Genomic DNA, 25,538 nt, shown 5'->3' with positions numbered 1-25,538 from the left:
GACAACGATTACCCGGCCACCTCGGGTCGAGGGCCCTCGTAATCAGTTGGCACCAAAGGCAATTCGCCGGCGGTGGCCACTGCGTCCACTGCGGTGGGATCGAGCTCGAACAGCTCGCGCAGAGCCTCGGCGTAACTGTCTCCACCGGGAGCGCTGGCCAGTTGCTTGACCCGGACGGTGGGCGCGTGCAGCAACTTGTCGACCACGCGTCGCACCGTGTTGGCCACTTCGTCGCGGTGTGCGGTGTCCAGGCCCGGCAGCCGGTTGTCCAGCCGCAGCAACTCCGCCTCCACCACGTCGGCGGCGCGCTGGCGCAGCGCGGTGACGGTGGGGGTGACCTCCGACATGCGCTGGCTTGCCAGGTAGGTGGCAACTTCGGCGGCCACCATCCGGCGAGCGGCATCGGCGTCGGCGGCCGCGGCCCGCGCCGACGGCTCGCGCTGGATGCGGTCCATGTCGACCACCCAGACGCCGGGCAGCCCGGCAACGGAGGCATCCACGTCGCGCGGCATGCCCAGATCGCAGATCACCAACTGGCGCCGGCGGCCCGACAGGGCGTTGTGCACGTCGGCCAGCGAGACCACCGGGCGCACGGCGCCGGTGCTGCTGACCACCACGTCCACATCGGTCAGTGCGTCGGCGACGTCATCGAGATTGTGTGCGTGCGCGTCGACCCCTTGGGCGCGCAGGTTCTCGGCCAGCCGCTGCGCGCGCGGCATCGAGCGGTTCACCACGTGCACGGTGGCGATACCGGCCCGCACCAGGTGTGCTGCCGACAATGCCCCCATGGAACCGGCCCCGATGACCGCCGCCGACCGGCCGGCCAGCGTCTCGAGGCGGGTTTCGGCCATGCCCAAAGCCACCGACACCACCGAGGCGCCTGCGGCGTCGATGCCGGTCTCGGTGTGCACCCGCTTGCCGATGGACAGCGCGCGCTGGGACAGCTCGTGCAGCGTGCGGCCCACGGTCTGGTTGGCCTCGGCGGCGGCGTACGCGCGGCGCACCTGGCCCAGCACCTGCTGTTCGCCGATGACGGCGGAGTCCAGCCCGGACGCCACCGCGAACAGATGCTCGACGGCGGCTTCGGCGTAGCGGACGTAGGCGTACTTGGTGAGATCGCCCATCGACATGCCGGAATGCTCGGAGAGCACCTGGCCGATGACCGAGAGGCCGCCGTGGAAGGCTTCCACCACCGCGTAGACCTCGACGCGGTTGCAGGTCGAGAGCACCATCGCCTCGGTCACCAGCGGTGACAGCAGCACCTGCTCGATGATCTTGGCCTGGTCGGACTCGTCGGTGGAGAGTTGCTCCAACACAGACACCGGCGCACTACGGTGGGAAACACCGAACAGCAGAACGCTCACAGGCACGCCACCAATCGAGCCATCACCTAGCACGCTCCCTTGCCGCCAACGGTGAAAAAGCTTGCCAATATCGGCAAAATCTGTTGTCCACGGTAATCCCTGCCGTGCAGGCCACCAAATTGATCAGCTGTTCCATTCCTCACGCCGCCGGGCGGCCAGGTCAGCTCGCAGTTGGGGCTCGTCGACGTCCCAATAACTGTGTTCGGCGCCGTCGAGCAGCACCACCGGCAGCCGGTCGCCGTATTCGGCGCGCAGCGTGGCGTCGCCGTCGGCGGCGCGGGCATCAACGTCGACGGTGGACAGCTCGAAGTCCAGCTCGGCGGCCAACTCGGTCAACCTCTCGAGCACGGCGATGCAGATACTGCACCCGGCCCTGCTCAGCAACACCACCTGTGCGCGACTCACCTGTACCAGTGTGTCTTAGTAGGGTGATTCTGCAGCCGGTAGCCGTAGGAAGGGGGTCCGCGATGCTCGGGCGCCACGTCGACGGTGCGCAAGGGGTCGCGGGCGAGGCCAGCGCCGAGCGCGCCGCGCAGGGCCTGACCGAGGTCGAAGACGCTGCGCTGGAGACCGTCGAACCTCCCCCGCCCCCGCCGTCGGACCTCACCGCGGCCGCCTTCTTCGACGTGGACAACACCCTGGTGCACGGGTCGTCTCTGGTGCACTTCGCCCGCGGGCTGGCCGCACGCAAGTACTTCACCTACGGCGATGTCCTGGGCTTCGTCTACGCACAGGCCAAGTTCCAGTTGACCGGCCGGGAGAACAGCGACGACGTGGCCGAAGGCCGGCGCAAGGCGCTGGCGTTCATCGAGGGCCGGCCCACCGCCGAGCTGGTTTCCGTCGGCGAGGAGATCTTCGACGAGATCATCGCCGACAAGATCTGGCCGGGCACCCGGGCCCTGGCGCAGATGCACCTCGACGCCGGCCAGCAGGTGTGGCTGGTCACCGCCACGCCGTACGAACTGGCCGCCACCATCGCCCGCAAGCTCGGCTTCACCGGTGCCCTGGGCACCGTGGCCGAGTCGGTCGACGGCGTGTTCACCGGCAGATTGGTCGGCGAGATCCTGCACGGCACCGGCAAGGCCCACGCCGTGCGCGCGCTCGCCATCCGCGAGGGCCTGAATTTGCGCCGCTGCACCGCCTACTCCGACAGCTACAACGACGTACCGATGCTGACCCTGTGCGGCACCGCGGTGGCCATCAACCCCGACGCCGACCTGCGTGACCTTGCCCGGGAGCGGGGCTGGGAGATCCGGGACTTCCGCACCGCCCGCAAAGCCGCCAGGATCGGGGTGCCGTCCGCGTTGGCGCTCGGTGCGGCCGGCGGAGCGCTGGCGGCCGTGGCGTCACGTCGGCGCTGACCAGACGTCGCCGCTGATAAGCTCCGCCGCTGACCACCATTGCAAAGGACGCGTTACCTGCCATGGCCATTGCTGAAGAGATCATCGGCACGCATTACCGCTACCACGACAGCTTCGTGGTGGGTCGCGAGAAGATCCGCGAGTTCGCCAGCGCGGTCAAAGACGATCACCCCGCGCACTACGACGAAGAAGCGGCCAAAGAGCTCGGCTACGACGCGGTGGTGGCATCTCTCACATTCATCGCTGTCGCCGGTCGCCGGGTGCAGTTGGAGATGTTCAAGAACTTCGACGTCGGCATCAATCTGGCGCGGGTGCTGCACCGCAACCAGAAGCTCGAATTCCACCGCCCGATCGTTGCCGGCGACGTGCTGTACTTCGACTCCTACCTGGATGACGTCACCGAATCACACGGCGCCATCATCGCTGAGCTGCGCAGTGAGGTCACCGACGCGAACGGCGAGCCGGTGCTCACCACCGTGGTCACCATGCTCGGCGAAGCCTCCAGCAGTGCCGAGACCGATGCACAGGTTGCGGCAATTGCATCGCGGATCAGCGGCGCATAGTGTCGGCGCCTATGCCCCCGGCCAGCAATTCCACTGACGGCGCACTCACACCCCATTTCGAGGATGTGCAGACGCACTACGACCTTTCCGACGACTTCTTCCGGCTGTTCCTCGATCCCACCCAGACGTACAGCTGCGCCTACTTCGAGCAGGACGACTACACCCTGGAGCAGGCCCAGGTCGCCAAGATCGACCTGTCGCTGGGCAAGTGTGATCTCAAGCCGGGTCAGACGCTGCTCGACATCGGCTGCGGGTGGGGCGCGACGATCCACCGCGCGGTCGAGAAGCATGACGTGAACGTCATCGGGTTGACGCTCAGCGAGAACCAGAAGGCCCACGTCCAGAAGCTGCTCGCCGAGTCGCCGGTGGTACGCGACTCCGGTCGCAGCGCCGAGGTGCGACTGCAGGGCTGGGAAGAGTTCGATCAGCCGGTCGACCGCATCGTGTCCATCGGCGCGTTCGAGCATTTCGGCCGCGACCGCTACGAAGCGTTCTTCGACAAGGCCTACAACCTGTTGCCGGCCGACGGCACGATGATGCTGCACACGATCGTCAAGCCCGAGGATGCGGAATTCGCCGAACGCGGTCTGCCGCTGACGATGAACAAGCTGAAGTTCTTCAAGTTCATCATGGACGAGATCTTCCCGGGCGGGGACCTGCCTCAGGTCAGCGCCGTCCAGCGGCACGCCGAGCGCGTCGGGTTCACCGTCGCGCGGGTGCACCCGCTGCGGCTGCATTACGCCAAGACACTCGACCTGTGGGCCACGGCGCTGGAGTCCCGCAAGGACGAGGCCATCGCGATCCAGAGCGAAGAGGTCTACGACCGCTACATGCGCTACCTCACCGGGTGCGCCGATCTGTTCCGCGAGGGCTACACCGACATCTGCCAGTTCACTCTGACCAAGGGCTGAGCCCAGCAGTTGAGATAGACATCAGGCGAGAGATTCCGCCGCGGATTCTCTCGCCTGATGTCTGTCTCAACGCACGTCAGCCGAGTTGTCTGGGCTGAGGCTCTTCGCCGCAGACTCGTTCCACGCTGCGGCTCGACCTCAGCCGAAAAACATGTTCCGGCGGCCCGCCAGCAACTGATACAGCGTCTGCTGGATGGTCTCGCGGACCTGATCGGTGAGCTCGAAGGTGACCATGGGGTCATCAGCCGCGCCGTCGTCGTAGTCGGCAGTGCTGATCGGGGCGCCGAAGGCGATGTGCCACTTCGACGGCAGCGGCACCAGGCCAACCGGGCCGGCCAACGGAAACAGCGGTGTCACAGGAAAATACGGCAATCCGAGCAACCGGGCCAACAACTTCACGTCGGCGAGCATGGGGTAGATCTCTTCGGAGCCGACGATCGAGCACGGAATGATCGGCGCCTTGGTACGCAGGGCCGCAGAGACGAATCCGCCGCGACCGAAGCGCTGCAATTTGTAGCGGTCCTTGAACTGTTTGCCCAGGCCCTTGTATCCCTCGGGGAAGACCGCGGTGAGCTCCCCGCCGGCCAGCAGTCGGTGTGCGTCGGCGGCGCAGGCCATGGTGTGGCCGGCCTTGCGGGCCGCGTGGCCGAGCACGGGCATGTCGAAGACCATGTCCGCGGCCAGCAGACGCAGATCCCGATGCGTCGGATGGTGATCCTTGACGGCCACCGACGCCATGAGCCCGTCGAAGGGCAGCACCCCGGCGTGGTTTGCCACCACCAGTGCAGCACCGTCTTCGGGCAAGTTCTCGATGCCACTGACCTCGACGCGGAACCACGATCGGAAGAAGAACCTCAGCAAAGGCATGAAGACGGCCTCGTTGAGGTGTGCATCGAACCCGAATTCGTCGACCACGTAGTCGCCGGTGAGACGCTTGCGCGCGAATTCCGCAAGCCCTGCGATGCGCTCGGCGAGTTCGTTCGGGGCGTCGTCCGCACCGGTGCCGCCGCCGGCACCGCCGCGGTGGGCGTCGATCTCGCGCACCACGGCGGCCATTTCGTCGACGGTGGCCCTGGTGTCCGGTTCGGACAGCAGCGACGGGTGCCGCCGGGCTGCCTCGGCACGCAGAGATGCCCGCCGCGCGGCCGCCGCGCGGCCTGAATTACCATGCAGCGGAATGACTTTCGCTTCCGGCTCACCAGACACGATGGCCACCCTCTCCCCGCCCCGAAGAATTCATCTCTAGCTGCCCCAACGCTGCGCTGCCGCCACAGCGCGACCCTCCACCGAGCGTACCCACCGCGGGTCGATTATCGGAGTCAAACCCCGGCCGCGGACATAGTCGTCGAACGCCTCCACCGTCGTCCACTTCGGCTCGTAGCCCAGGTCGGTGCGCATCCGGGTGGTGTCCATGACCCGTCCGTAGCTCATGTACGCCAACTGGTCGCGGTTGAACTCCGTACCGCTGGCGGCCCGCAACAGCGAATCCATCAGCCGAACCCCTGCCGACGGCAGCGGAAGCGCCAGCCGTCCGGAGCGCCGGATCGCCTGCGACATCATGATGATGCCGCCGGCACCGACGTTGAACGTGCCGGCCTTGCCTGCCCTGGTGGCCAGTTCCAGCACCCCCAGCGCGTCCTGCTCGTGCAGCAGCTGCAGCCGGGCGTCGCGCCCCACCACCGTGGGCACCACCGGGCCGGCCAGATAACGCGACAGCGCGGTGTCCATGGCGGGGCCGATCATGTTGGCCAACCGCAGCAGGGTCACCGCGATGTCCGGACGGCGCCGCGAGAGTCCGCGCGCATACCCCTCGATGTCAATGCTGTCGCGGGCGAAGCCGTCCCGGGGCGGACGGCGGGCGCTGCTGTCCTCGGTGAACATCACCGGGTCGTACGGGCTCGAGCCGTAGACCTCGGAGGTGGACTTCAGCACCACCCGGCGCACCGACGGCGCCTTCTGGCAGGCGGCGAACAACTGCATCGCGCCCATCACGTTGAGCTCTTTGAGGGTGGCCCGCCCGCCGGAACGCGGGGCATACGACGCTGCGGCGGCGTGCACCACGGTGTCGACATCGCCATTACGAATCACCTTGGCGATGAACGGATTCCGGATGTCAGCGCGCACGAACTCGGCGCGGCCCATCCGCCGCAGCAGGTCTTTGCTCGGGGTGACAGCATCCACCGCGATCACCCGGTCGATGGCGGGGTCCGCCGCCAGACGTGCGGTCAGGTACCCGCCCAGGAACCGGCATGCGCCCGTGACGAGAACGACTTTGGGCGGAGGAGCAGGGGTCCTGGCGTCCGGGGTGTAGCGATCGCCGCCGGATTCCATTCAGTCAGGTTACCGGCCGGTCACCCAGTCGGCATCACTACCTGCGAGACCGACAGAAAACACACCGGTACCGCGCAGGATGATGCGGGCCCGCACATGGCGAGCCCGCATCTCCGAAGCGCTACTTACCGAGTTTTCTGCGCTGCACCCGGGTACGACGCAGCAGCTTGCGGTGCTTCTTCTTCGACATCCGCTTGCGCCGCTTCTTGATGACTGAACCCATGAACTCCGCTGCCTACTACCAGCGCGCTGAGCGCGCTTCACTGACACGACTGAACCCGGCCACCTTACCGAAAGAGTGGCCACTACCGAAAAAAGGGGGGTGGACGGACAGCCCACCGGGGTCCCCCGCGGCACTACCCCGCGTCGAAGTACGACGTCTCCAGGAGGTCGTGGACCGCTTTCGCGTGGACGCGGAACGAGCGTCCCACCCGCACCGCCGGCAGCTCGCCGTTGTGCACGAGTCGGTACACCGTCATCTTGCTGACTCTCATCAGCCCGGCGACCTCGGCGACAGTGAGGAACTGCGCTCTGGCAGCCGGCTGGCCGTCTCCGGCTCCGCCGTCCCGCTTGCCACCCGATGGCCCGTTCATAGACGTCATCGCAACCCAATCAATCAGGCACGGCCAGTTCCAGCGGCTTCCCCTCCGCTGGCACGAACACGCGCTTACAACGAGGAGAATAGCGGGGCTGTTGGGGTTACTGCGACGGGTGTGGGGTTATCGGTCAAAATTTCCTGAACTACTCTGATGTAATTCCTAGCTGCTCAGAGCGCTTTTTGGCCGCTTCCACGGCACTTGCCACCGCTGTCCGCAAACCTCCGCGCTCGAGCTCGCGCAGCCCGGCCGCCGTGGTGCCGCCCGGCGACGTCACCGTGGCGCGGAGCTGGGCTGCGGTGGTGTCGGGGACCACCGCTGCACCGCCCTCGGCCACCGCGCGGCGACCGTCATCGATCTGCTCCAGCAACATCGCAGCCGAACCGGCCATGGTTTGCACAGCCAGGTCGGTGGCCACCGATCGGTGCAGCCCGGCGTCGACCGCGGCGTCGACGAGTGCCTCCACCATCAGGAAGAAGTAGGCCGGCCCGGAGCCGGAAACCGCAGTCACCGCATCCAGCTGACTCTCGGGAACCGTCAGCACCCCGCCCACGCAGTCGAACATCTCCGCGACGCCCTTGAGTTGCTCGGCCGAGGCGAACCGCCCCCGCGCGAGCGCCGTGACACCTCCGCCCACCAGAGCCGGGGCGTTCGGCATGGCCCGCACCACCGGCGAGCCCGCGGGCAGCCGATTTTCGTAATAGTCCGTCGGCACTCCGGCGGCGACGCTCACGATCACCTGCTCGGTGCTGTTGGCCTCGGCCTTGGACGCCGCCTCGGCCACCTCGGCGACCACAGAGTCCACATCGGTGGGCTTGACGGCGATCACGATGTACTGGGCGTGCTCGGCGGCGTCGCCGGCGGAGGCGACCTGCACCGAGTACTTCTCCGCCAGGTACTTGGCCCGCTCTGGCATCCGCTCCGAGACCACCAGATCCTTGACCTGCCGACCGGCACGCAACAGACCGGCGAGCAGTGCCTCGCCCATGTTGCCACCACCGAGAATCGCGATTCTTGCCATGGTGGGCACCCTAACGAATGGTCGCGGGCACGCCCCGGCACGCGCGCGGGGAGTGGGCGAACTAACGCCGGAGGCCGAGGCTGCGTGGGGGCTCCCCCAGCGGAGCGAGGGGGCGGACGAGCAGGCGAAGGAGATCCGGCTTGAATTACTGCCTAACGCTTGTCCCGCAACTCGGCCGGGTCCCGGGTGGGCACCAGCGCCAGCTGCCGGGTCTGCGCCACCACGCTGCCGGCGCTGTCGATCACCACGTAATCCTGGTCGAACCACGTCGCACCGATCTCCGTGGTGGTGGACAGCACCCGCAGCCAGCCGTCGGCCGGACGCCGCCGCAGGTAGGCGGTCAGCTGCACGGTGGGCGCCCAGCCGCGCCGCCCCACCGCGAACGGCATCGGCGCGGAGATGTCGCCGCACAGCAGCGCGAACAGCGCATCGGGTGCCTCGTCGCGCGGACGCACCCAGATCCGGGTACGCGGTTCGGCGGTGCCGGGCGCCAGTTCGGAGAGATCGATCCGGATGTCACAGCCGGCCACCAGATGGTTCACCCCGGCCAGCGGGTGCCCCGGTCCGATGGCCGCGATGTCGGCCGGCGGCTCCGGGCTCATCGCAGCGGCAACCGGGTTGGCGTCCAGCAGCGCCGCTGAGTCCCGTTCGGGCACGCCGAGTGTGACGGCCGCGCGCACCGCGACCCGGCCGTCCTGGACCAGTTCGACGTCGACCAGGCTGACCTGGCGACCACGTTTGCGGATCTGGGTCTGCAGCTCGACCGCGCCGGGGTCGGGGGCGCGCAGGTAGTTCGCCGACACCACCATGGGCTCGAGGCCGTCGCCGCCGGCAGACCGCGCCGCCTTGGCGCACAGGGCCAGCATCACCCCGCCGTGGATCTTCGGGCCGATGGTCCAGTGCTCGTTGAGGTGCCCGGCGAAGCGCGCCGCGTCACCGTCGACCGGACCGGGCTGCAGGGTCATGGCATGGGAGAACCGGGTTTCGGTGGACAAACGAAGTTCCTCTACTCAGCGCAACAGGTGCGTCCGGGCGAAGCTCAGCGATTCGGCCAGCAGGGTCTCCCGCTCCGAGACCGACCTCGCCCCCGACGTCGTGACCTCCAGGATCACATGGCCCGCGAAGTCACTTGCAGCCAGCATCTGGCAGATCTCCACCGTGGGCTGGGTGCCGCGGCCCGGGACCAGGTGCTCGTCGGTGGCCGCACCGTTGCCGTCGCACAGATGCAGGTGCACCAGCCCCTCCCCCATGCGCTGCGCCATCTCGACGGCATCGGTGCCCGCCGTGGCGGTGTGGGAGAGGTCAAGGGTGTAGTGGGCGTGGTTGCCGTCCAGCGGGTCATAGGAGGGAGCGAAAGCCGAGATGCCGACGCCGGGGCGGCCCCCGCGCTTGCGCATGCGCTCGATGGACGGCTGGCCGGTGCCGAAGAAGCGATCGGTGCGGAAGGGAAACATGTTCTCCACCGCCACCAGCACCTCGCTGCCGGCTTCCAGCTCTGCCACCTGGTCGCTGAAGCCCTCGGCGTAGCGACGCTGCCAGCGGAACGGCGGATGCACCACCACGGTCTGGGCGCCCAGCTGCTCGGCGGCCCGCACACTGCGTTCGAGCTTGGTGATGGGGTTGGCGCCCCATACCCGCTGCGAGATCAGCAGACAGGGCGCATGCACCGAGAGCACCGGCATCGAATACCGCGCCGAGAGGGTCTCGATGGCGGCGATGTCCTGGCTGACGGTCTCAGCCCAGACCATCAGCTCCACGCCGTCGTAACCGAGGCGCGCGGCGTACTCGAAAGCGGCCTCGGTTCGCAGCGGATACACCGAGGCCGTGGACAGGCCGACCTTGATGGCGGGACGCACCGGAATGAGGCCTGGGCTGGCTCAGCTTGCCTGCAGCAACGCCAGCGGCCCGAACGTCACCAAGGCCCCTACCGCCACCGCAGTGAGCGTGCTGCCGATGTCCTCGGTCTTGCGGACCACCCGCACCCCCACCACCAGACCCAGGATCACCAGGACCCCGAGCACCAGCGCGACGATGCTGTTCCACTTCCACAGCTGGTCGAAGGCGATGAACAGGCCCGCACCGAAGGCCACCGCGACGATGGACTGCACGGCGATCAGCAGCGCATGCACCGCCATCTGACCGCGGGAGAGCTTCTCGGTGGAGCCCTCGGCCGTCGTCCCGGTGTCGGACGGCTCCTGCAGCGCCTCCTCCACCTCGAGGACTTCCAGCTCGTCAGCGGCCACCGTGGGCTCGGCATCCTCATCGGTGCGGGACTGGCGGGCCAGGTCGTCGGCCACGGTCTGGCCGCCGAACAGCGGTCCGCTGGTGGCCTTGAGGTAGGTCTGCAGCGACGAGGCCTCCGCCGGCGCCGAGCCGATGCCCAGCTCGTCGGGCTGCTCGTCGACCTCGGGTGCCGCCGCCTCGTCGACCACCGGGTCCGGGCTCATGGTCTCGGCGGGGCCGCGCCGGGTGGGCAGCGGGAAATGACTGCGTTCGGGCTTGACGGCGGGACCCCGGCGGGCGACCGGGACATCAGCGAGCTCAGGACGGGTGTGCGGGGTCTCGGCAACGGTGGCGGCGGCACTGCCGTTGCCGTTGCGGTCGTGGCTCTCGGAGTCCTCCTGCGCCGCGGGCGGCTCGGTCTCGATGACCTCGGTCTCAGGGACGTCGGGCTCGGCGACGGCCTCGGGCTCCTCGCGGACGACGGGAATTTCCCCGGTACGGACGATCGGGATCTCGCCGGTGAGTTCGGCAACCGTGACGGCATCGGCGTTGCCGCGCCGACGCCTGCGCCGTCCACCCGGGGGCGCGGCACCGATGGTGCCGTTCTTGGCCAGCAGCTCGGCCACCGAGATGGGCCGCGTGCTGGTTTCGCTGTCCTGTGGTCCTGTCATCGTCTGTTGCCTCTCGACCGGCCGTCCTGCCGGTCCTCTGCGCGGCGCGCAGCTTCCCGCACCGGGGTCTCCACCAACGCCGTTCCGTCCGCTTCGCTGTCCAGTTTGCGCAGAATGAGTCCCTCGCGCAGCGCCCATGGACAGATGTCGACGGATTCGATGGACAGCGCTCGCATGGTCGCCTCGGCCACCAGCGCACCGGCCACGATCTGCGGGGCGCGCTCGGTGCTCACTCCTTCCAGTTCTGCACGGTCAGCCGCCGTCATCCTAGAGATGAACGCTATGAGCTGCCTGAGGCCGTTGGCCGTCAGCGTCCGCTTCACCCGGGGACCCGCCCCCGACGGGGCCGCTCCGGTGAGCCGCGCCAGCGAACGAAACGTCTTCGAGGTGGCCACCGTCAGGTCCGGGCTGCCGGCCTTGAGCAGGGTGGCGCTGGCATCGGCCAGCTCACTGTCGAGCCAATCGCGCAGCGCACTCACCGTGCGCCGGCTCGGCGGATCGTCGGGCATCCACTCCCGGGTGAGCCGGCCGGCTCCCAGCGGCAGCGACAACGCCGCATCCGGTTCCTCGTCGACGCCGTTGGACAGTTCCAGCGAGCCGCCGCCGATGTCGATGTTGATGATGCGCCCGGCGCTCCATCCGTACCAGCGGCGCACCGCCAGGAAGGTCAGCCGAGACTCGTCCACCCCGGTGAGCACCTGCAGGGCCACCCCGGTCTCGGCCCGCACCCGCGCGATCAGGTCCTCGGAGTTGGTGGCATCACGCACGGCGGAGGTGGCGAACGCCATCAGCTCCACGCAGCCCGAGCTGGCCGCGATGCGGGAGAACTCGTCGATGGTGGTGACCAGCTTGTCGGCGCCCTTGCGGGTGATCTTGCCGGAGTTGTCGATGGCCTCGGCCAGGCGCAGCGCAGCCTTGGTGGAGCTCATCGGTGTGGGATGACCGCCCCGCCGGGCGTCGACCACCAACAGATGAACTGTATTGCTTCCCACGTCGAGCACGCCCAGTCGCACGTACCCAAACCTATACCCCGGGATGTCATGTACGGACGCACCGCGGCAATTCGTCTACCGTTGCTGTCGTGACAGCATGGCACCCCGACCATCCCGGTGAAGTGGATCTGGACTTCCCCCGGGAGTGGGTCGAATTCGCCGATCCCGACAACGCCGAACATCTGATCGTGGCGGACATGACGTGGCTGCTGTCCCGCTGGACGTGTGTGTTCGGCACGCCGGCGTGCCAGGGCACCGTGGCGGGCCGACCCGATGACGGCTGCTGTTCACACGGCGCCTTTCTGTCCGACGACGACGACCGCGCGATGCTCGATGACGCCGTGCAGAAGCTGACCGACGAGGACTGGCAGTTCCGCGACAAGGGCCTGGGCCGCAAGGGCTATCTCGAGATGGACGAGTACGACGACAAGCCGAATCTGCGGACCCGGAAGTACAAGGGCGCCTGCATCTTCCTCAACCGCCCCGGCTTCCCGGGGGGCATCGGGTGCGCCCTGCACAGCAAGGCGCTCAAGCTCGGCGTGGAACCGCTGACCATGAAGCCCGAGGTGTGCTGGCAGCTGCCGATCCGCCGCACCCAGGACTGGGTGACCCGCCCCGACGGGGTGGACATCCTCAAGACCACGATCACCGAATACGACCGGCGTGGTTGGGGTTCCGGCGGCGAGGACCTGCACTGGTACTGCACCGGCGATCCGAATGCCCACGTGGGCGCCAAGCAGGTGTACCTGTCGTATGCCCCCGAACTCACCGAGCTGCTGGGTGAGAAGGCCTATGCCGAGCTGGCCGCAATGTGCAAGCGGCGCAGCGGTTTGGGGCTGATAGCTGTGCACCCGGCGACCAGGGCCGCCGAGTCACACCACTGATTTCTGCGGCAGGGCTGGACCGCCTGGATTCACCGCCCTGCCGCAGAAAAGCTAGCCCTCCAGCTTGTAGCCCAGCCCCCGCACCGTCACCAGATGCACCGGGTTGGCCGGGTCGGCTTCGATCTTGCTGCGCAGCCGCTTGACGTGCACGTCGAGGGTCTTGGTGTCGCCCACGTAGTCCGCGCCCCACACCCGGTCGATCAACTGGCCGCGGGTCAGCACCCGCCCACTGTTGCGCATCAGGTACTCCAGGAGGTCGAACTCCTTGAGCGGCAACGTGATCTGGGTCCCGTTGACGCTGACCACATGCCGTTCGACATCCATGCGCACCGGGCCGGCCTCGAGCACACCGTCGGCGAGTCCCAGATCGTCGGTGTCACCGCCGCGGCGCAGCACCGCGCGGATCCGGGCGATCAGCTCCCGCGCCGAGTACGGCTTGGTGACGTAATCGTCGGCACCCAGCTCCAGCCCCACCACCTTGTCGATCTCGCTGTCGCGTGCGGTGACCATGATCACCGGCACGCTGGAGCGGGCCCGCAGCTGCTTGCACACGTCGGTGCCGGACATCCCCGGCAGCATCAGGTCCAGCAGCACGATATCGGCTCCGGTGCGGTCGAATTCGGCCAGCGCGGAAGGTCCGTCGCCCACCACCGTCGCCTCGAATCCCTCCTTGCGCAGCAGGAAGGCCAGCGGGTCGGCCAACGACTCTTCGTCTTCCACGATCAGGACATTGGTCATCGTGCAGCGGTACCTCTCGTTCCAGCGAGCTCAGTGGTCATCGACGTCCTCATTCCTCTCCGTCGGTGTCGAGTTCTGTCTGCCCGGTGAACATCGGGATCGACAAGGTGAAGGTCGACCCGGTGCCCGGTTGGCTCCACACCCGAATGGACCCGTTGTGGTTGGCCGCCACGTGCTTGACGATCGCCAACCCCAGCCCGGTGCCACCGGTTTCACGGGACCGCGCCTTGTCGACCCGGAAGAATCGTTCGAACACCCGCTCCTGGTCGGCGCGGGCGATGCCGAAACCGCGGTCGGTGACGGCGATCTCGACGTTGTCTCCGCGCCGGCGGCGGCTGACCGAGACGGTGGACCCGTGCGGAGAGTAGGCGATGGCATTGGAGATCAGATTGGCCAATGCGGTCACGAGCAGGGGTTGGTTGCCCAGCACCCGCAGACCCGTCGGCGCATCGGTGGTGATCTCGATGTCGGCGTTGTCGGCGGCCACTTTGTAGCGTGAAAGCGCCTCGGAGACAACCGTGTCCACATCCACCGGCTCCAGATCGGGCAGCCGCTCGGCACCTTGGAGGCGGGACAGCTCGATCAACTCGCCCACCATGTTGGCCAGCCGGTTGGATTCCGCGAGGACCTTGCCACCGAACCGGCGGACCAGCTCAGGGTCTTCCGGGGACGACAGCAGCGCCTCGGCGAGCACCCCCATGGCCCCCACCGGAGTCTTGAGCTCGTGGCTGACATTGGCCACGAAGTCGCGCCGGGTCGCCTCCATGCGGGCATGCTCGGACTGGTCGTCGACGTAGAGCACCGCGAACCGGGAGTCCTCCTCGGCCAGCAGTCGAACCTGACCGCGCACCGAGACCCCAGAGCGACCGGACGGGCCCGGTTTGCGCGGGGACAGGTCGATGACGCTGGGCTCACCGGTGGACAGCGTGCGCTCGGCGGCAAGCCAGGCGCGGTCGTCGAGCAGCCGGTCCCGCACCACCCCGAGAGCCACCGCCTGGTCGTTCATGAACACCACGTCGCGGTGGATGTCGACCACCACGATCCCGACCGGAGCCAGCGTCACCAGCCGTTGCAGCATCTCCGAGACGGTGATGCCGTGGGTCAGCGCGGCGGCGCGGCGTCGCCGCTCGGCAATGCGGGGCAGCAAGGCCGCCCCGATGGCGATACCTGCCGTCAGCGCTACCAGGGCGCAGACCCCGGCGACGATGAACGCCGACAGCACACTCACGCGAAAATCGTACGCATCGAGTGAACGCCATCCCAGCAGCGAGAGGCCAAAACGGGACAAGTCACACGGTCACGTCCAGGTGTTTCATTTGCGTTCACCTGCGTTCAACCGGTGTTTGCCCGGTGCTTGCCCGACGAGCTACCGGGCGCCCTGGTTGGCCACCGCAGCCGCACCCGCGGCGGCGGCTTCGGGATCGAGATAGATACCCCCGGCGACGATCGGCTTGAGGTTCTCGTCGAGGTCGTAGCGCAGCGGGATACCGGTGGGGATGTTCAGGCCCACGATGTCGTCGTCGGAGATGCCGTCCAGATACTTCACCAGGGCGCGCAGCGAGTTGCCGTGCGCGGCGATCAGCACCGTCTTGCCGGCCCGCAGGTCGGCGGCAATGGTCTCCTCGAAGTACGGCACGAAGCGGGCCACCACGTCGGCCAGGCACTCGGTCAGCGGGCCACCGTCCACGTCTGCGTAGCGGGGGTCGGCGTCCTGGCTGAACTTGCTGCCCTTCTCGATGGGCGGCGGCGGGGTGTCATAACTGCGGCGCCAGGTCATGAACTGCTCGTCGCCGTACTTTTCCTTGGTCTCGGCCTTGTCCAGACCCTGCAGCGCACCGTAGTGGCGCTCGTTGAGCCGCCAGTCGCGGTGCACCGGGATCCAGTGCCGGTCGGCGGCGTCCAGCGCCAGGTTCGCCGTGGTGATGGCCCGGCGCAGCAGCGAGGTGTAGAGCACGTCGGGCAGCACGCCCTCGGCGACCAGCAGTTCCCCGCACCGGACGGCTTCCTGGCGACCCTTGTCGGTGAGATCGACGTCCACCCAACCGGTGAACAGATTCAGAGCATTCCATTCGCTCTCGCCGTGACGGAGCAGCACCAAGGTCGATTCAGCCATGGCGCCAGTGTCTCACGACGGCACGGGTTCAGTCGTCGATGAGGTGCTCGAAGGCCTGAAGGTTCTTCAGCGACTCACCACGGGCGACGCGCCACTCCCACTCCTTCTGGATGGAGGTGCGAAAACCCAACTCCAGCAACGTGTTGAAGTCTTGATCGACCGCTTCGAGCACCTGGCCGAGCACCCGGTCGATCTCGTCGGCGGTCACCGACTCCAGCGCCATCCGGCCCACGAGGTAGATGTCGCCCATGTTGTCCAGGGTGTAGGCCACCCCGTACAACCGGCGGTTGCGCTTGAGCAGGTAGCGATACACACCCTCGAAGTTCTCGTCGGGCTTGCGGCAGACGAAGGCCTCGACCCGCACCGAGTGCTCACCGATGCTGAGGATGGTGTTGGTCTTGAGCTTGCGGTCGCCGGGCAGTTCCACCACCAGGCCCGGCAGCCCGCCGTGGGCACCCTTGTGCCGGGTGTAGACCAGTTCACGTTCCTGCAGCGCGGCTTCGATGAGCGCGGTGACGGACTCGTTCATGCCCGCACGCCCCGTCGGCGCGACCACCGCCGAGCGCCGCGCCGGGTGGCGAGCTCCCAGGCGGGCGGGCGGCGATGCGTGCGGCTGTAGTCGGTGATGGCGCGGTGGTAGGCCGTCAGCAGGTCGTCGACGGTGCGGTCCCAGGAGAAATTCGAGGCGTGGGCGGCGGCGGCGCGGCCCGTGGCGTCCAGGTCGCTGTCGAGCATCGCCCCCAGGGTGTCGGCCCACCGCTGCGGGTCGTGACCGGACACCAGCGCGCCGGTCTGGCCGTCGCGTACCGCCACTGGGAGCCCGCCGACGGCGGCGGCCACCACCGGGGTGCCGCAGGCCTGGGCCTCGATGGCCACCAGCCCGAATGACTCGGAGTGGCTGGGCACGGCCACCAGGTCGGCGGCGCGGTACACCTGGACCAGTTGGTCGCGCGACTGCGGCGGCAGGAACGTCACGCGGTCGGAGATACCCAGTTCGGCAGCCAGTGCAACCAATCCGTCCGGAGCAGCCAGCCCGCTGCCCGACGGTCCACCCGCCACCACGGCGTGCAGGCCCGGGCGCAGGGCGACGGCGCGCAGTAGCACGTCGGGTGCCTTCAGTGGCTGGATGCGGCCGATGAACGCGACCGTCGGCGCAGCCGGATCCAGCCCCAACGCCGCCCGCGCCGCCGCCTTGGATCCTGGGCGAAACGTCGTCAGGTCAACGCCCGGGTGCACGATGTCGATGCGGGACGGATCGGCCCGGTGCAGCGACATCAGTTGCTGGGCTTCATCTTCGGTGTTGGCGATCAACCGGTCGGCCTCGTCGACCACCTGTTGTTCACCCACGGAGCGCAGCGGCGGCTCCGGGCAGTCGCCGTCGGCCAGCGCCGCGTTCTTCACCGCGGCCAGGGTGTGGGCGGTGTGCACCAGCGGCACCGCCCAGCGGTCGCGGGCCAGCCAGCCCACCTGGCCCGAGAGCCAATAGTGGCTGTGCACGATGTCGTAGTACCCGGCTTCATGCGTGGCCTCCGCGCGCAGCACCCCGGCGGTGAACGCGCACAGCTGCGTGGGCAGGTCGTTCTTGTCCAGGCCCTCGAACGGCCCCGCCACCACGTTGCGCACCAGCACCCCGGGCGCCACCTGCACCACCGGTTCGTCGGCCGAGGACGTGGCCCTGGTGAAGATCTCGACGTCGACGCCGCGCCGGGCCAGATGCAGCGCACTCTGCATGACGTAGACGTTCATCCCACCGGCGTCACCGGTACCCGGCTGGGCCAGCGGCGAGGTGTGGACGGACAACACGGCGACGCGCACGCCCCCATCATGGCACCCCGGGCCCGGGGTCGAGTTCAGGCGGGGTGCGCTACCGCGGCGTCCGACTGGGCGAGCACACGCGCGCTGGTCGCGGACCGCCGGATGGCCGCCAGCGGGTCGGCGTAGAGCCCGCCGAGGGAGACGATGCCTGCGCCCGCCTCCTGGACCCGGTTGCCGAAGGCGCTCACGCGGAGGTCCCGGGACGGCAGCACACTGCGCGCGACGTACGCCGCTTCCACCTCGGCCATGGCCTCTGGGTATTCGGTGAAGGCCTGGCCGCCGACCACCAGTTCGTCGGGGTTGAGCAGATCGCGCAGCAGCGCCACCGCCTCGCCGAGCACCCGGGCCCGCTCGTTGAGCAGTTCCCGCGCGGCCGCGTTGCCGTCGCGGGCGGCGCGCAGCACCGAGGCCACAGTGGCGTTCTCCCCGACGATCCCGAGCCTGCGCGCGGACGAGAGCACCGCCTCGTCACTGACGGTGGACTCGAGTTGGCCTGAGCCGCCGAGCAATTCAGAGTGCGCGGGCAGGTTGGCGATGGTGCCGGGCCCGGTGGTGGGGCTGTGCACCCGGCCCCCGATCACCAGCGCGTAGCCCACGGTCTCGCGGGCGTAGACGTAGAGACTGGTGGCCTGCGGGTTGGCGAACCGGCGCACGCCGAGCAGCAGTTCGGCCCCGGCCATCGCATCGACATGCGCGGCCACCGAGACCGGCAGGCCCAGCGCCTCGGCCAAGACCGGACCCACCGGGGCCTGCTCCCAGCCCAGCCGTTGGTGATCGACGTGGCCGGTATTGCCGTCGACGATGCCGCCGATGGCCACGCCCACCCACAACGGGCGCCGTCGGTGCCAGCGCGACAGATAGCGCCGCGCGCTGCCGGCCAGCGCGGCCAGCGCCTGCTCCTGGGGCACCCGCGGGGTCGGCATCTCTACCACGTCGAGGGTGCGGCCGAAGAGGTCGGCGGCGACGATGCTGGTGGTGGTGGCGCCGATGTGCACGCCGAGGGTCAGGTAGGGCTCGTGATGAACCTCGACGGGTACCCGGGGCCGGCCGATGGCCCCGGAGGCGGCGAGGTCGGCGCGTTCGCGGAGTAGGCCGGCGTCCAGCAGGGCGGTGACCTGGCGGTTCACCGTGGCAATGGACAGTTTGGTGACCTGGGCGATGACATCACGCGCGATGGGGCCGCGCAGGCGGGCGGCGTTGAAGACCGCGGCCGCGGCGGCATCACCGATCCGCAGCGCCGGCGCGACGATGGCGTGGCGGGTCCGCAGGGGATGCGTTGCCGGACGCGAGGTGCGGGACAGTGATGCAGTCATGGGAGAGGTCCTCAGGGGAGTCGAAGCGGGGGCTGGTGGGCCACGCCGTGCGACTCGGGAACCTCCCGGGGGTGCTCAGGCGCAGCAGGAACCGGGACAACAACACATCCCGGTCAGCGCGCTCTGAAGACCCCTCGACACAGAGGAGAACGTAGCACGGTTACTAGAGTTGGACCCATGACGAGCCCAACTGCCTCCCCCGCCAGCGCCGACCGCCGCATCGCCGTGGTGACCGGCGCCAGCTCTGGAATCGGTGAGGCAACCGCGAAAACCCTTGCTGCCCAGGGCTTTCATGTGGTCGTGGTGGCCCGTCGGAGGGACCGGATAGAGGCGCTGGCCGCCGAGATCGACGGAACCGCGGTTGTGGCGGACGTCACAGACGGCGAGTCGGTGGAGGCCTTGGCGGCCGCAGTACCCGGGCCGGTGTCGGTGCTGGTGAACAACGCCGGCGGCGCCAAGGGACTGGCCCCGGTGGCCGACGCCGACGTCGAGCACTGGCGCTGGATGTGGGAGACCAACGTGTTGGGCACCCTGCGCGTGACCCGCGCCCTGCTACCCAAGCTGATCGACTCCGGTGACGGCCTGATCGTCACGGTCACCTCGATTGCGGCGTCCGAGACCTATGACGGCGGCGGGGGTTACACCGGCGCCAAGCACGCCCAGGGCGCGCTGCACCGCACGCTGCGCGGCGAGCTGCTCGGAAAGCCGGTGCGGCTCACCGAGATCGCCCCGGGTGCGGTGGAAACGGAGTTCTCGCTGGTGCGCTTCGGCGGCGATCAGGAGCGCGCCGACAAGGTATATGCGGGCATCACGCCGCTGGTGGCCCACGACGTCGCCGAGGTCATCGGCTTCGTCGCGGCCCGGCCGTCGCACGTCAACCTCGACACCATCGTGATCCGGCCACGCGACCAGGCGCCCAACGGGCGGTTCAACCGCAAGGTCTGAGGTCAGCCGCCGGGCGCTGCGGTGGGCACCGGCGCATCGGTCGGTGTCGCCGGGGCGGTGCTCGGCAGATTCAGCGCCGAGGCCTCCGAGCTGACGGCCGACATCGACTTCCACTCCTCCCACGGCACCGCCCAGTCCCAGATGTCGCCGTCGGCGTAGGACAGCGGGATGCGGGTGCCCGTGACCTCCACCGGGTCGCCGTACATCGCGGTGTTGAAGTACTGCTCGGCATCGGTGAGCGAGAGGTTGATACAGCCGTTGGTGACGTTGGAGTTGCCCTGGGCGCCCGAGCTGGCCGGATTGGCGTGAATGAACTCGCCGTTGTTGGAGATCCGCACCGCGAACCGCTCCCGCACGTTGGCGTAACCGGCGGCCGGGTTGGTCATGTAGAAATCCTCGTACTTCTCGGTGACCACATGGATGCCGCTGCGGGTGACGTTGCGGTCCAGGTCGCCCTCGCCGTAGCTGCAGGGGAAGTCCATGATGACGCCGGCGTCGGTGAGCACCTGGATGCGGTGACTGGAGGCCTCGGCCTTGACCAACTGGAACCGTCCGATGGCGAAATCGAGCGTGGAATCGGCCGCCCCGTAGGCGTTCTGGCCGAACGGCACCCCATACAGATCGGCGTCGACGTGCACCACGGTGCCCGTCGGGTAGTACTCCTTGGTGCGCCAGTGCACCCGCGAGCCACCCACCTCGTCGGGCAGCCAGGCCCAGCTGCCCTCGACTTCGGGCGTGGTGGTGACCTTCAGTGCCTTCTCCACCTCGGCGCGGTCCTCCTCGGCGATGGCCGCGTCGAACTGCAGGATGATCGGCGCCGCCACTCCGACGGTCTGGCCGTCGGCCAGCTGGAACTGACCGCTGACGGTGACCGCCGGGGCCACCGTGGTGAAGTTGCCCGCCAGCGGGACGGCCTTGCCGTCCTGGCCGACCGCCGAGCCGCTCCAGGTGTATTGCACGCCGTAGCCCAGCGGTTCGGCGGTGGTGAACTCGGTGCGATCCCGGTTCAGATTGCCGGCGACCACCTTGCCGTCGGGGTTGGTGAGCGCGACCTTCTGGAACCAACCGTCGGTGACCTTCACGCTGACCGGCGCCGTCGGGGTGACGTCGGCGCTGGCCACTGCGGGTGAGTACGCCAGCGTGGGGGCCGGTGGCGGGCTCTCCACCGCGGCCTCGATCTTGTTCGCCGCTTGCGCGCACGCCGCCAGGACACCGGGTGCGGCAACACCGAGGGCCAGCGCGCCGAGGGCGCGACGACGATTCATCTCCACGTGGACCCACGGTACCGACGCCCTGCGACGCCAGGGAAATCCCGCGCTCAGATCACACAACCGACGAGCACCGGCTCGGGTTCCAGACGGATCCCGAAGCGCTGCCACACCCCGTCGCGCACCCGGCGGGCCAGGTCGACGAGGTCTGCGCTGCGCGCCTGCCCGCGGTTGGTCAGCGCCAGAGCGTGCTTGGTGGACAGCCTGGCCGGCGCCTCCGTGCCGGGATAACCCTTGGCGAAACCGGCCTGCTCCACCAGCCAACCGGCGGCCAGCTTGACGGCGTCCCCGGCCGGGTAGTGCGGGACCGGCCCGTCCACCGAGGCCTGCAGCTGGTCGAACTCCTGCGCCGTCACCACCGGGTTGGTGAAGAACGAGCCGGCGCTCCAGGTGTCGGGGTCGGCGTCGTCGAGCACCATGCCCTTGCCGCGGCGCAGCGCGAGCACCGCCTCGCGCACGCGGGCGGGCTCGGCGCGCTCGCCGGGTTCGACGCCCACGGTGCGGCTCAGTTCGCCGTACCGCAGCGGCGCACTGAGCCCGCTGGGGTCGAGGGCGAACTCCACCTCCAGGACCACCGGCACCGGTCCGGGCCGTTTCAGGATGCTGGTGCGGTATCCGAAGCCGAGTTCGGCCGCATCAGCCCAGCGCGTCGCGCCGGCCTCGAACAGCTGGACACGGGTCAGGGTGTCGGACACCTCGGCGCCGTAGGCCCCGACGTTCTGCACCGGGGTGGCACCGGCCGACCCGGGGATGCCGGACAGGCATTCCAGCCCGCCCAGCCCGGCGGCGATGGCCGTGACCACCACGTCATCCCAGACTGCGCCCGCCTCCGCGCGGATCAAGTTGCCGTGCAGGGAGATTCGTGGGCTGGCGACCTGGACGACGGTCAGGTCGGCAATCTCGTCGTCGATCAGCAGGTTCGACCCGCCGGCCAGGATCAGGTGCGGTTCGCCGTCCAGCGCGCTCAGCGTCGCCACGATCTGATCGGCGGTGGTACAGGTGATCAGCCGACGTGCCACCGGCCCCACGCGCAGCGTGGTCAAGGGCGCCAGGGGCACATCGTGGGCCACTGCCGCGCCGCCGTAGAGCGAACCGGTCACGGGCGGTAACGGTAGCCTCACGGGCTATGCCGCGTTCATTCGACATGTCCGTCGACTACGAAGGAACCGTGGAGCAGGTGCGTCAGGCGTTCGGCGACGAACAGTTCTGGCTGGCCCGCCTGGCCGAGGTGGGAGTCGGCGAATCGTCCCTGGATTCTCTGTCGACCACCGACGGCGCCGTCAGCGTCGCCACCACCCTGGTGCTGCCCAGGGAGTTCCTGCCCGCGGTGGCCACCCAGTTCCTCACCGGCGACATGCGCATCCAGCGGCGTGAGACCTGGCACCCGGTGGCGGACGGCACGGCAACCGGCACGGTGGACTGCGCCATCGTGGGAGCCCCGGCCACCATGCGCGGTACGAGTGCGCTGTCGGCCCGCGGTGACCGGTCCCGGATGGATCTGCGCGCCACGGTCGAGGTACGCATCCCGCTGGTGGGCGGCAAGCTGGAGACCGTGATCGGAGGTCAGCTGAGCAATCTGCTGATCGAGGAGCAGCGCTTCACCACGGCCTGGCTCGCCGGCTCATGACCCGGCGCTCGGAGTATGCGGTGGACTTCGACGCCCCGGCCCGGGAGGTCTACGCCGTGTTCACCGACCGCGAGTTCTGGGAAGCGCTGATGGTGGCCTACCGATGGCAGAAGCAGATCTCCGATCTGACCGACTTCCGCACCGGCGAGACCGGCACCGACATCGTGTTCCGCCAGGTGATGCCGCGCAGCAACCTGCCCCCGGTGGCGCGGGCGGTGATGCCGGTCGACATGGTGGTCACCCGTGAGCAGCACTTCGACCCGTTCGACGAGGCCCGCGACCGTGCCGAAGGCACCTATTCGGCCGCCATCCCCGCCGGGCTGGGGCATTTCGGCGGCACGTACTTCCTGGAGCCGACGTCCGCCGGCAGCCGGCTGCGGCTGGCCAGTGTCTGCAAGGTGTCCATCCCGCTGGTCGGCGGCACCCTTGAGCAGCTGATCCTGTCGAACATCACCGGCCTTTACGACTCCGAGGGCGCGTTCATGGCCGACTGGGCGGCCGGGAAGCGCTAGACAGTGCAGATGCACCGGCCGCTCGGCGCCATCACCCGCGGCACCACCGGCCGCAACCGGCTGCGCCGCTGCGATCGCTGGATGGTTCACTCCCCCGCGGTGCGCACGGCGCTGGAATCGGCGGCCGATCCGCTGGTGGTGGATCTCGGCTACGGCGCGTTGCCGGTGACCACGCTGGAACTGGCGGCGCGGCTGCCCGCGGTGCGACCCGATGTGCGGGTGGTCGGTCTGGAGATCGACCCGGAGCGGGTACAGGTGGCCCGTCGGCACGGCACCGATGTGGAATTCCGGGTCGGCGGGTTCGAATTGGCCGGTCTGCGACCGGTTCTCGTGCGCGCGTTCAACGTGCTGCGGCAGTACCCCGTGGAGGAGGTGGCGGGTGCCTGGGCGATTATGCAGGCCGGTCTGGCGCCCGGCGGGCTGATCGTCGACGGCACCTGCGACGAGCTCGGCCGACGGTGTTGCTGGGTGCTGCTGGACGCACAGGCACCGGTGAGCCTGACGCTGGCCTGCGATCCCCACCACATCGAACGCCCGTCCGATCTGGCTGAGCGGTTACCGAAAGTGCTGATCCACCACAACATTGCGGGCCAGCCCATCCACACCCTGCTGGCCGCGGCGGACCAGGCGTGGGCCGCGGCGGCCGGTCACGGGGTGTTCGGGCCGCGGGTGCGGTGGCGGGCCATGCTGACAGCGTTGCGCGACAGCGGTTTTCCGGTGGAGCCGCAGCGGCGCCGCTTGCGCGACGCCGTGCTGACGGTGCCGTGGAGTGTGGTGGCCCCCGGTTAGATCGCTGCCTTCACCGGAGCCGAGGCCAGCGCGTCGTCCACATCGTCGGCCACGCTGATGTCCAGGCCGCGCAGGGTGGCCGGCGGCGTGGACAGCGAGACCGCGACGTAGGTGACGATGGCCGCGGCAAATGCGATGAACGTCGGCCACCCGTCGAAGGACGCCGACACCAGGTTGTTGGGCACGTAGAAGATGGTGTTCTCCACCCCGTACATCGTCGGTGTCAGGGCGAACAGCACGATGCGCACCACCAGGCCCACCGCCATGGCGGCCATCGCCGCGACCACGGTGCCGCGGCGCCACACCAGGCCCAGAATGAAGGGCACCACCAGGCAGGCCAGCATCAGGTCGAACGCCAGCGTGAGCAGGATCCCTGTCTGCTGGACGTACACCGCGATCAGGATCGACAACACCGTCATCGGCGCCATCGCGACCCGGCAGGCCCGCAGCAGGGGGTCGTGCTTACCGGTGATCTGGGTGCGCCGCACGCCGCCGAGGTTGCGGACGCAGACGTTGGAGATCGCCAGGATGGCGCCGTTGGCGGTGCTCATCGACGCGCCCACCAGACCGCACAGCACCAGCACCGCCAGCGCCGGCGGAGCGTACTGGTCCAGCAGCACGAACAGCACCGGCCCGTCGAGTTCGGCCGGCAGGAAGGACGCCGCCGACAGGATGGCGATGCCGAACGGGATGCCGATCAGGGCGGTGCCCGCCGCCGCCGAGAAGCAGGCTTTCTGAGCGGCTTCCGGCGACTTGGCCGCGAACACCCGCTGCATGAAGTCGATGGCCACGATGTCACCGATACCCAGTGCGATCAGGGTGGCCCAGTTGATCACCGCGCCCTGCGCCGGATCCGAGAGCTGGCCGAGCGCCAACGGGCCCATGCCCTCGGGGCTGCCGAGGCCGTGGGTGTTGGCCATCCACACCAACAGGCCGATGGCGCCGACCAGGATGAGCGCCATCTGGATGATCGCGGTGTAGGCGTCGGCGATCAGGCCGCCGGTGCCGGTGTAGGCCACGGCGATGGCGGCGATCAGCACGGCGCCCAGCCAGTAGGGCATGCCGAGGAAGTAGTTGAACAACAGCCCGCCGGCCACCAGGTTGCCCGCCACCAGCATGCAGAACGCGACGATCAGCAGCAGGGAGGCGCCGATCTCCACCGGGCGGCCGAACCGCAACCGGTAGTAGTCGGGGAAGGACATCAGCCCCATCCGGTTCATCGGCTTGGCGAAGAAGATGCCGGTGAGCAGCAGACAGAGGGCCAGACCCAGCGGCAGTGAGGCACCGGCCCAGAAGCCGAACCCGTAGGCCAGGTCGGTGTTGCCCAGGGTGGCGTTAGTGTCCACGGCCGAGCCCATCAGAGCCCCGCCCACCAGCCAGTAGGGCATCATCCGGCCGCCCACCAGGAAGTTTGAGCTGTCGCCTCCGACCCGCTTGGACACATAGAAACCGATGGCGACGACAACAGCGATGCTCAGAGCAACACCGAGAAGAATCACGT

Annotated in this window: 28 protein-coding genes; 8 read left to right on the top strand and 20 right to left on the bottom strand. The window is 68.8% G+C overall.

The genetic code is table 11. The annotated features are described in order from the left end of the window. Window positions 1–8: 8 nt before the first annotated feature. Together G6N58_RS14820 and G6N58_RS14815 are read right to left on the bottom strand one after the other, a co-directional pair. Window positions 9–1,364, bottom strand: coding sequence for a glutamyl-tRNA reductase (locus G6N58_RS14820; RefSeq protein ID WP_068915407.1), 1,356 nt, complete (start codon window positions 1,362–1,364; stop codon window positions 9–11). A 123-nt stretch (window positions 1,365–1,487) separates the two neighbouring features. After that, on the bottom strand, window positions 1,488–1,769 hold the full coding sequence (locus tag G6N58_RS14815) for a glutaredoxin family protein (protein WP_115278199.1): 282 nt from the start codon (window positions 1,767–1,769) through the stop codon (window positions 1,488–1,490). A gap of 62 nt (window positions 1,770–1,831) precedes the next feature. On the opposite strand from G6N58_RS14815, the gene G6N58_RS14810 reads away from it, so the two are divergent. The 3 genes from G6N58_RS14810 to G6N58_RS14800 all read left to right on the top strand — a co-directional run bounded on the left by G6N58_RS14810 (window position 1,832) and on the right by G6N58_RS14800 (window position 4,199). After that, window positions 1,832–2,725 carry an HAD family hydrolase gene (locus G6N58_RS14810; RefSeq protein WP_068915405.1) on the top strand — a complete coding sequence of 298 codons (894 nt, stop codon included), beginning with the start codon at window positions 1,832–1,834 and terminating at the stop codon, window positions 2,723–2,725. A 62-nt stretch (window positions 2,726–2,787) separates the two neighbouring features. Beyond that, the gene (locus G6N58_RS14805) at window positions 2,788–3,288 is read left to right on the top strand and encodes an FAS1-like dehydratase domain-containing protein (RefSeq protein ID WP_115278200.1); all 501 of its coding nucleotides are present in this window, start codon (window positions 2,788–2,790) and stop codon (window positions 3,286–3,288) included. Between the two features lie 11 nt (window positions 3,289–3,299). Beyond that, entirely contained in the window at window positions 3,300–4,199 is a 900-nt protein-coding gene (locus G6N58_RS14800) for a cyclopropane mycolic acid synthase family methyltransferase (RefSeq protein WP_115278201.1), read from the top strand. Between the two features lie 138 nt (window positions 4,200–4,337). Here G6N58_RS14800 and G6N58_RS14795 read toward each other — a convergent pair whose 3' ends face one another. From G6N58_RS14795 to G6N58_RS14755, 9 genes are all read right to left on the bottom strand, one after another. Beyond that, on the bottom strand, window positions 4,338–5,405 hold the full coding sequence (locus G6N58_RS14795; RefSeq protein ID WP_068919588.1) for a lysophospholipid acyltransferase family protein: 1,068 nt from the start codon (window positions 5,403–5,405) through the stop codon (window positions 4,338–4,340). A 36-nt stretch (window positions 5,406–5,441) separates the two neighbouring features. After that, window positions 5,442–6,530 carry an SDR family oxidoreductase gene (locus G6N58_RS14790; protein WP_115278202.1) on the bottom strand — a complete coding sequence of 363 codons (1,089 nt, stop codon included), beginning with the start codon at window positions 6,528–6,530 and terminating at the stop codon, window positions 5,442–5,444. A gap of 121 nt (window positions 6,531–6,651) precedes the next feature. After that, window positions 6,652–6,753: a 30S ribosomal protein bS22 gene (locus G6N58_RS14785; protein ID WP_003402602.1), complete on the bottom strand. Its 102-nt coding sequence runs from the start codon at window positions 6,751–6,753 to the stop codon at window positions 6,652–6,654. A 133-nt stretch (window positions 6,754–6,886) separates the two neighbouring features. Further along, window positions 6,887–7,132 carry a cell division/environmental response transcriptional regulator gene (locus G6N58_RS14780; protein WP_068915401.1) on the bottom strand — a complete coding sequence of 82 codons (246 nt, stop codon included), beginning with the start codon at window positions 7,130–7,132 and terminating at the stop codon, window positions 6,887–6,889. A 139-nt stretch (window positions 7,133–7,271) separates the two neighbouring features. Beyond that, window positions 7,272–8,147 carry a pyrroline-5-carboxylate reductase gene (gene proC, locus G6N58_RS14775; protein WP_115281504.1) on the bottom strand — a complete coding sequence of 292 codons (876 nt, stop codon included), beginning with the start codon at window positions 8,145–8,147 and terminating at the stop codon, window positions 7,272–7,274. A gap of 152 nt (window positions 8,148–8,299) precedes the next feature. Beyond that, window positions 8,300–9,142, bottom strand: coding sequence for a thioesterase family protein (locus tag G6N58_RS14770; protein ID WP_435406142.1), 843 nt, complete (start codon window positions 9,140–9,142; stop codon window positions 8,300–8,302). A 15-nt stretch (window positions 9,143–9,157) separates the two neighbouring features. Next, window positions 9,158–10,003: a sugar phosphate isomerase/epimerase family protein gene (locus G6N58_RS14765; RefSeq protein ID WP_068915399.1), complete on the bottom strand. Its 846-nt coding sequence runs from the start codon at window positions 10,001–10,003 to the stop codon at window positions 9,158–9,160. A 21-nt stretch (window positions 10,004–10,024) separates the two neighbouring features. Beyond that, window positions 10,025–11,041, bottom strand: a complete 1,017-nt coding sequence (locus G6N58_RS14760; protein ID WP_115278204.1) for an Rv0497 family membrane protein — start codon at window positions 11,039–11,041, stop codon at window positions 10,025–10,027. Then, window positions 11,038–12,054, bottom strand: coding sequence for a Ppx/GppA family phosphatase (locus tag G6N58_RS14755; protein ID WP_068915397.1), 1,017 nt, complete (start codon window positions 12,052–12,054; stop codon window positions 11,038–11,040). The genes G6N58_RS14760 and G6N58_RS14755 overlap by 4 nt, the downstream gene beginning before the upstream one ends. Before the next feature lie 68 nt (window positions 12,055–12,122). Between G6N58_RS14755 and G6N58_RS14750 the strand changes: the two genes are divergently transcribed. Next, on the top strand, window positions 12,123–12,917 hold the full coding sequence (locus G6N58_RS14750; protein WP_115278205.1) for a DUF3109 family protein: 795 nt from the start codon (window positions 12,123–12,125) through the stop codon (window positions 12,915–12,917). A 51-nt stretch (window positions 12,918–12,968) separates the two neighbouring features. Here the strand turns inward: G6N58_RS14750 and regX are convergent, their stop codons facing one another. From regX to G6N58_RS14720, 6 genes are all read right to left on the bottom strand, one after another. Next, complete coding sequence (gene regX / locus G6N58_RS14745) at window positions 12,969–13,655, bottom strand: two-component sensory transduction protein RegX (protein ID WP_083736314.1); 687 nt, start codon at window positions 13,653–13,655, stop codon at window positions 12,969–12,971. A gap of 49 nt (window positions 13,656–13,704) precedes the next feature. Continuing rightward, the gene (locus G6N58_RS14740) at window positions 13,705–14,883 is read right to left on the bottom strand and encodes a sensor histidine kinase (RefSeq protein WP_115278206.1); all 1,179 of its coding nucleotides are present in this window, start codon (window positions 14,881–14,883) and stop codon (window positions 13,705–13,707) included. Between the two features lie 138 nt (window positions 14,884–15,021). Next, complete coding sequence (locus G6N58_RS14735; RefSeq protein ID WP_115278207.1) at window positions 15,022–15,768, bottom strand: phosphoglyceromutase; 747 nt, start codon at window positions 15,766–15,768, stop codon at window positions 15,022–15,024. A gap of 28 nt (window positions 15,769–15,796) precedes the next feature. Continuing rightward, window positions 15,797–16,297 (bottom strand): type III secretion system chaperone family protein, encoded by a 501-nt coding sequence (locus tag G6N58_RS14730; RefSeq protein ID WP_068915392.1) that lies wholly within the window; start codon window positions 16,295–16,297, stop codon window positions 15,797–15,799. Beyond that, the gene (mshA, locus tag G6N58_RS14725; protein ID WP_115278208.1) at window positions 16,294–17,622 is read right to left on the bottom strand and encodes a D-inositol-3-phosphate glycosyltransferase; all 1,329 of its coding nucleotides are present in this window, start codon (window positions 17,620–17,622) and stop codon (window positions 16,294–16,296) included. Before mshA ends, G6N58_RS14730 begins: the two co-directional genes overlap by 4 nt. Then, the gene (locus tag G6N58_RS14720) at window positions 17,619–18,896 is read right to left on the bottom strand and encodes an ROK family transcriptional regulator (RefSeq protein ID WP_115278209.1); all 1,278 of its coding nucleotides are present in this window, start codon (window positions 18,894–18,896) and stop codon (window positions 17,619–17,621) included. Before G6N58_RS14720 ends, mshA begins: the two co-directional genes overlap by 4 nt. A gap of 177 nt (window positions 18,897–19,073) precedes the next feature. On the opposite strand from G6N58_RS14720, the gene G6N58_RS14715 reads away from it, so the two are divergent. After that, on the top strand, window positions 19,074–19,841 hold the full coding sequence (locus G6N58_RS14715) for an SDR family NAD(P)-dependent oxidoreductase (RefSeq protein WP_115278210.1): 768 nt from the start codon (window positions 19,074–19,076) through the stop codon (window positions 19,839–19,841). Between the two features lie 2 nt (window positions 19,842–19,843). Here G6N58_RS14715 and G6N58_RS14710 read toward each other — a convergent pair whose 3' ends face one another. Next, window positions 19,844–21,106: a L,D-transpeptidase gene (locus tag G6N58_RS14710; protein WP_115281505.1), complete on the bottom strand. Its 1,263-nt coding sequence runs from the start codon at window positions 21,104–21,106 to the stop codon at window positions 19,844–19,846. 53 nt (window positions 21,107–21,159) lie between these two features. Further along, window positions 21,160–22,209: a UDP-N-acetylmuramate dehydrogenase gene (locus G6N58_RS14705; protein ID WP_115278211.1), complete on the bottom strand. Its 1,050-nt coding sequence runs from the start codon at window positions 22,207–22,209 to the stop codon at window positions 21,160–21,162. A 26-nt stretch (window positions 22,210–22,235) separates the two neighbouring features. On the opposite strand from G6N58_RS14705, the gene G6N58_RS14700 reads away from it, so the two are divergent. The 3 genes from G6N58_RS14700 to G6N58_RS14690 are packed head-to-tail and all read left to right on the top strand — an operon-like array spanning window position 22,236 to window position 24,037. Next, window positions 22,236–22,736, top strand: coding sequence for a DUF2505 domain-containing protein (locus tag G6N58_RS14700; RefSeq protein WP_115278212.1), 501 nt, complete (start codon window positions 22,236–22,238; stop codon window positions 22,734–22,736). Further along, on the top strand, window positions 22,733–23,248 hold the full coding sequence (locus tag G6N58_RS14695) for a DUF2505 domain-containing protein (RefSeq protein ID WP_115278213.1): 516 nt from the start codon (window positions 22,733–22,735) through the stop codon (window positions 23,246–23,248). The genes G6N58_RS14700 and G6N58_RS14695 overlap by 4 nt, the downstream gene beginning before the upstream one ends. 9 nt (window positions 23,249–23,257) lie before the next feature. After that, window positions 23,258–24,037: a class I SAM-dependent methyltransferase gene (locus tag G6N58_RS14690; RefSeq protein ID WP_163908173.1), complete on the top strand. Its 780-nt coding sequence runs from the start codon at window positions 23,258–23,260 to the stop codon at window positions 24,035–24,037. Here the strand turns inward: G6N58_RS14690 and G6N58_RS14685 are convergent. Then, complete coding sequence (locus G6N58_RS14685) at window positions 24,034–25,536, bottom strand: high affinity choline transporter 1 (RefSeq protein ID WP_115278215.1); 1,503 nt, start codon at window positions 25,534–25,536, stop codon at window positions 24,034–24,036. The genes G6N58_RS14690 and G6N58_RS14685 overlap by 4 nt on opposite strands. Between the last annotated feature and the right edge of the window lie 2 nt (window positions 25,537–25,538).

The organism is Mycolicibacterium tokaiense, from assembly GCF_010725885.1.
GTDB classification, from domain to species: domain Bacteria; phylum Actinomycetota; class Actinomycetes; order Mycobacteriales; family Mycobacteriaceae; genus Mycobacterium; species Mycobacterium tokaiense.
The sequence above is the reverse complement of the archived record's forward strand: the minus strand, read 5'-3'. Positions and strand labels throughout refer to the sequence as shown.

Excerpts from the sequence above, each read along its gene's own strand:
- G6N58_RS14810 (WP_068915405.1), top strand. The coding sequence starts at position 1,832 with ATGCTCGGGCGCCACGTCGACGGTGCGCAAGGGGTCGCGGGCGAGGCC.
- G6N58_RS14805 (WP_115278200.1), top strand. The coding sequence starts at position 2,788 with ATGGCCATTGCTGAAGAGATCATCGGCACGCATTACCGCTACCACGAC.
- G6N58_RS14800 (WP_115278201.1), top strand. The coding sequence starts at position 3,300 with ATGCCCCCGGCCAGCAATTCCACTGACGGCGCACTCACACCCCATTTC.
- G6N58_RS14790 (WP_115278202.1), bottom strand. The coding sequence starts at position 6,530 with ATGGAATCCGGCGGCGATCGCTACACCCCGGACGCCAGGACCCCTGCT.
- G6N58_RS14785 (WP_003402602.1), bottom strand. The coding sequence starts at position 6,753 with ATGGGTTCAGTCATCAAGAAGCGGCGCAAGCGGATGTCGAAGAAGAAG.
- G6N58_RS14780 (WP_068915401.1), bottom strand. The coding sequence starts at position 7,132 with ATGACGTCTATGAACGGGCCATCGGGTGGCAAGCGGGACGGCGGAGCC.
- proC (WP_115281504.1), bottom strand. The coding sequence starts at position 8,147 with ATGGCAAGAATCGCGATTCTCGGTGGTGGCAACATGGGCGAGGCACTG.
- G6N58_RS14760 (WP_115278204.1), bottom strand. The coding sequence starts at position 11,041 with ATGACAGGACCACAGGACAGCGAAACCAGCACGCGGCCCATCTCGGTG.
- regX (WP_083736314.1), bottom strand. The coding sequence starts at position 13,655 with ATGACCAATGTCCTGATCGTGGAAGACGAAGAGTCGTTGGCCGACCCG.
- G6N58_RS14735 (WP_115278207.1), bottom strand. The coding sequence starts at position 15,768 with ATGGCTGAATCGACCTTGGTGCTGCTCCGTCACGGCGAGAGCGAATGG.
- G6N58_RS14730 (WP_068915392.1), bottom strand. The coding sequence starts at position 16,297 with ATGAACGAGTCCGTCACCGCGCTCATCGAAGCCGCGCTGCAGGAACGT.
- G6N58_RS14720 (WP_115278209.1), bottom strand. The coding sequence starts at position 18,896 with ATGACTGCATCACTGTCCCGCACCTCGCGTCCGGCAACGCATCCCCTG.
- G6N58_RS14715 (WP_115278210.1), top strand. The coding sequence starts at position 19,074 with ATGACGAGCCCAACTGCCTCCCCCGCCAGCGCCGACCGCCGCATCGCC.
- G6N58_RS14710 (WP_115281505.1), bottom strand. The coding sequence starts at position 21,106 with ATGAATCGTCGTCGCGCCCTCGGCGCGCTGGCCCTCGGTGTTGCCGCA.
- G6N58_RS14700 (WP_115278212.1), top strand. The coding sequence starts at position 22,236 with ATGCCGCGTTCATTCGACATGTCCGTCGACTACGAAGGAACCGTGGAG.
- G6N58_RS14695 (WP_115278213.1), top strand. The coding sequence starts at position 22,733 with ATGACCCGGCGCTCGGAGTATGCGGTGGACTTCGACGCCCCGGCCCGG.
- G6N58_RS14690 (WP_163908173.1), top strand. The coding sequence starts at position 23,258 with ATGCACCGGCCGCTCGGCGCCATCACCCGCGGCACCACCGGCCGCAAC.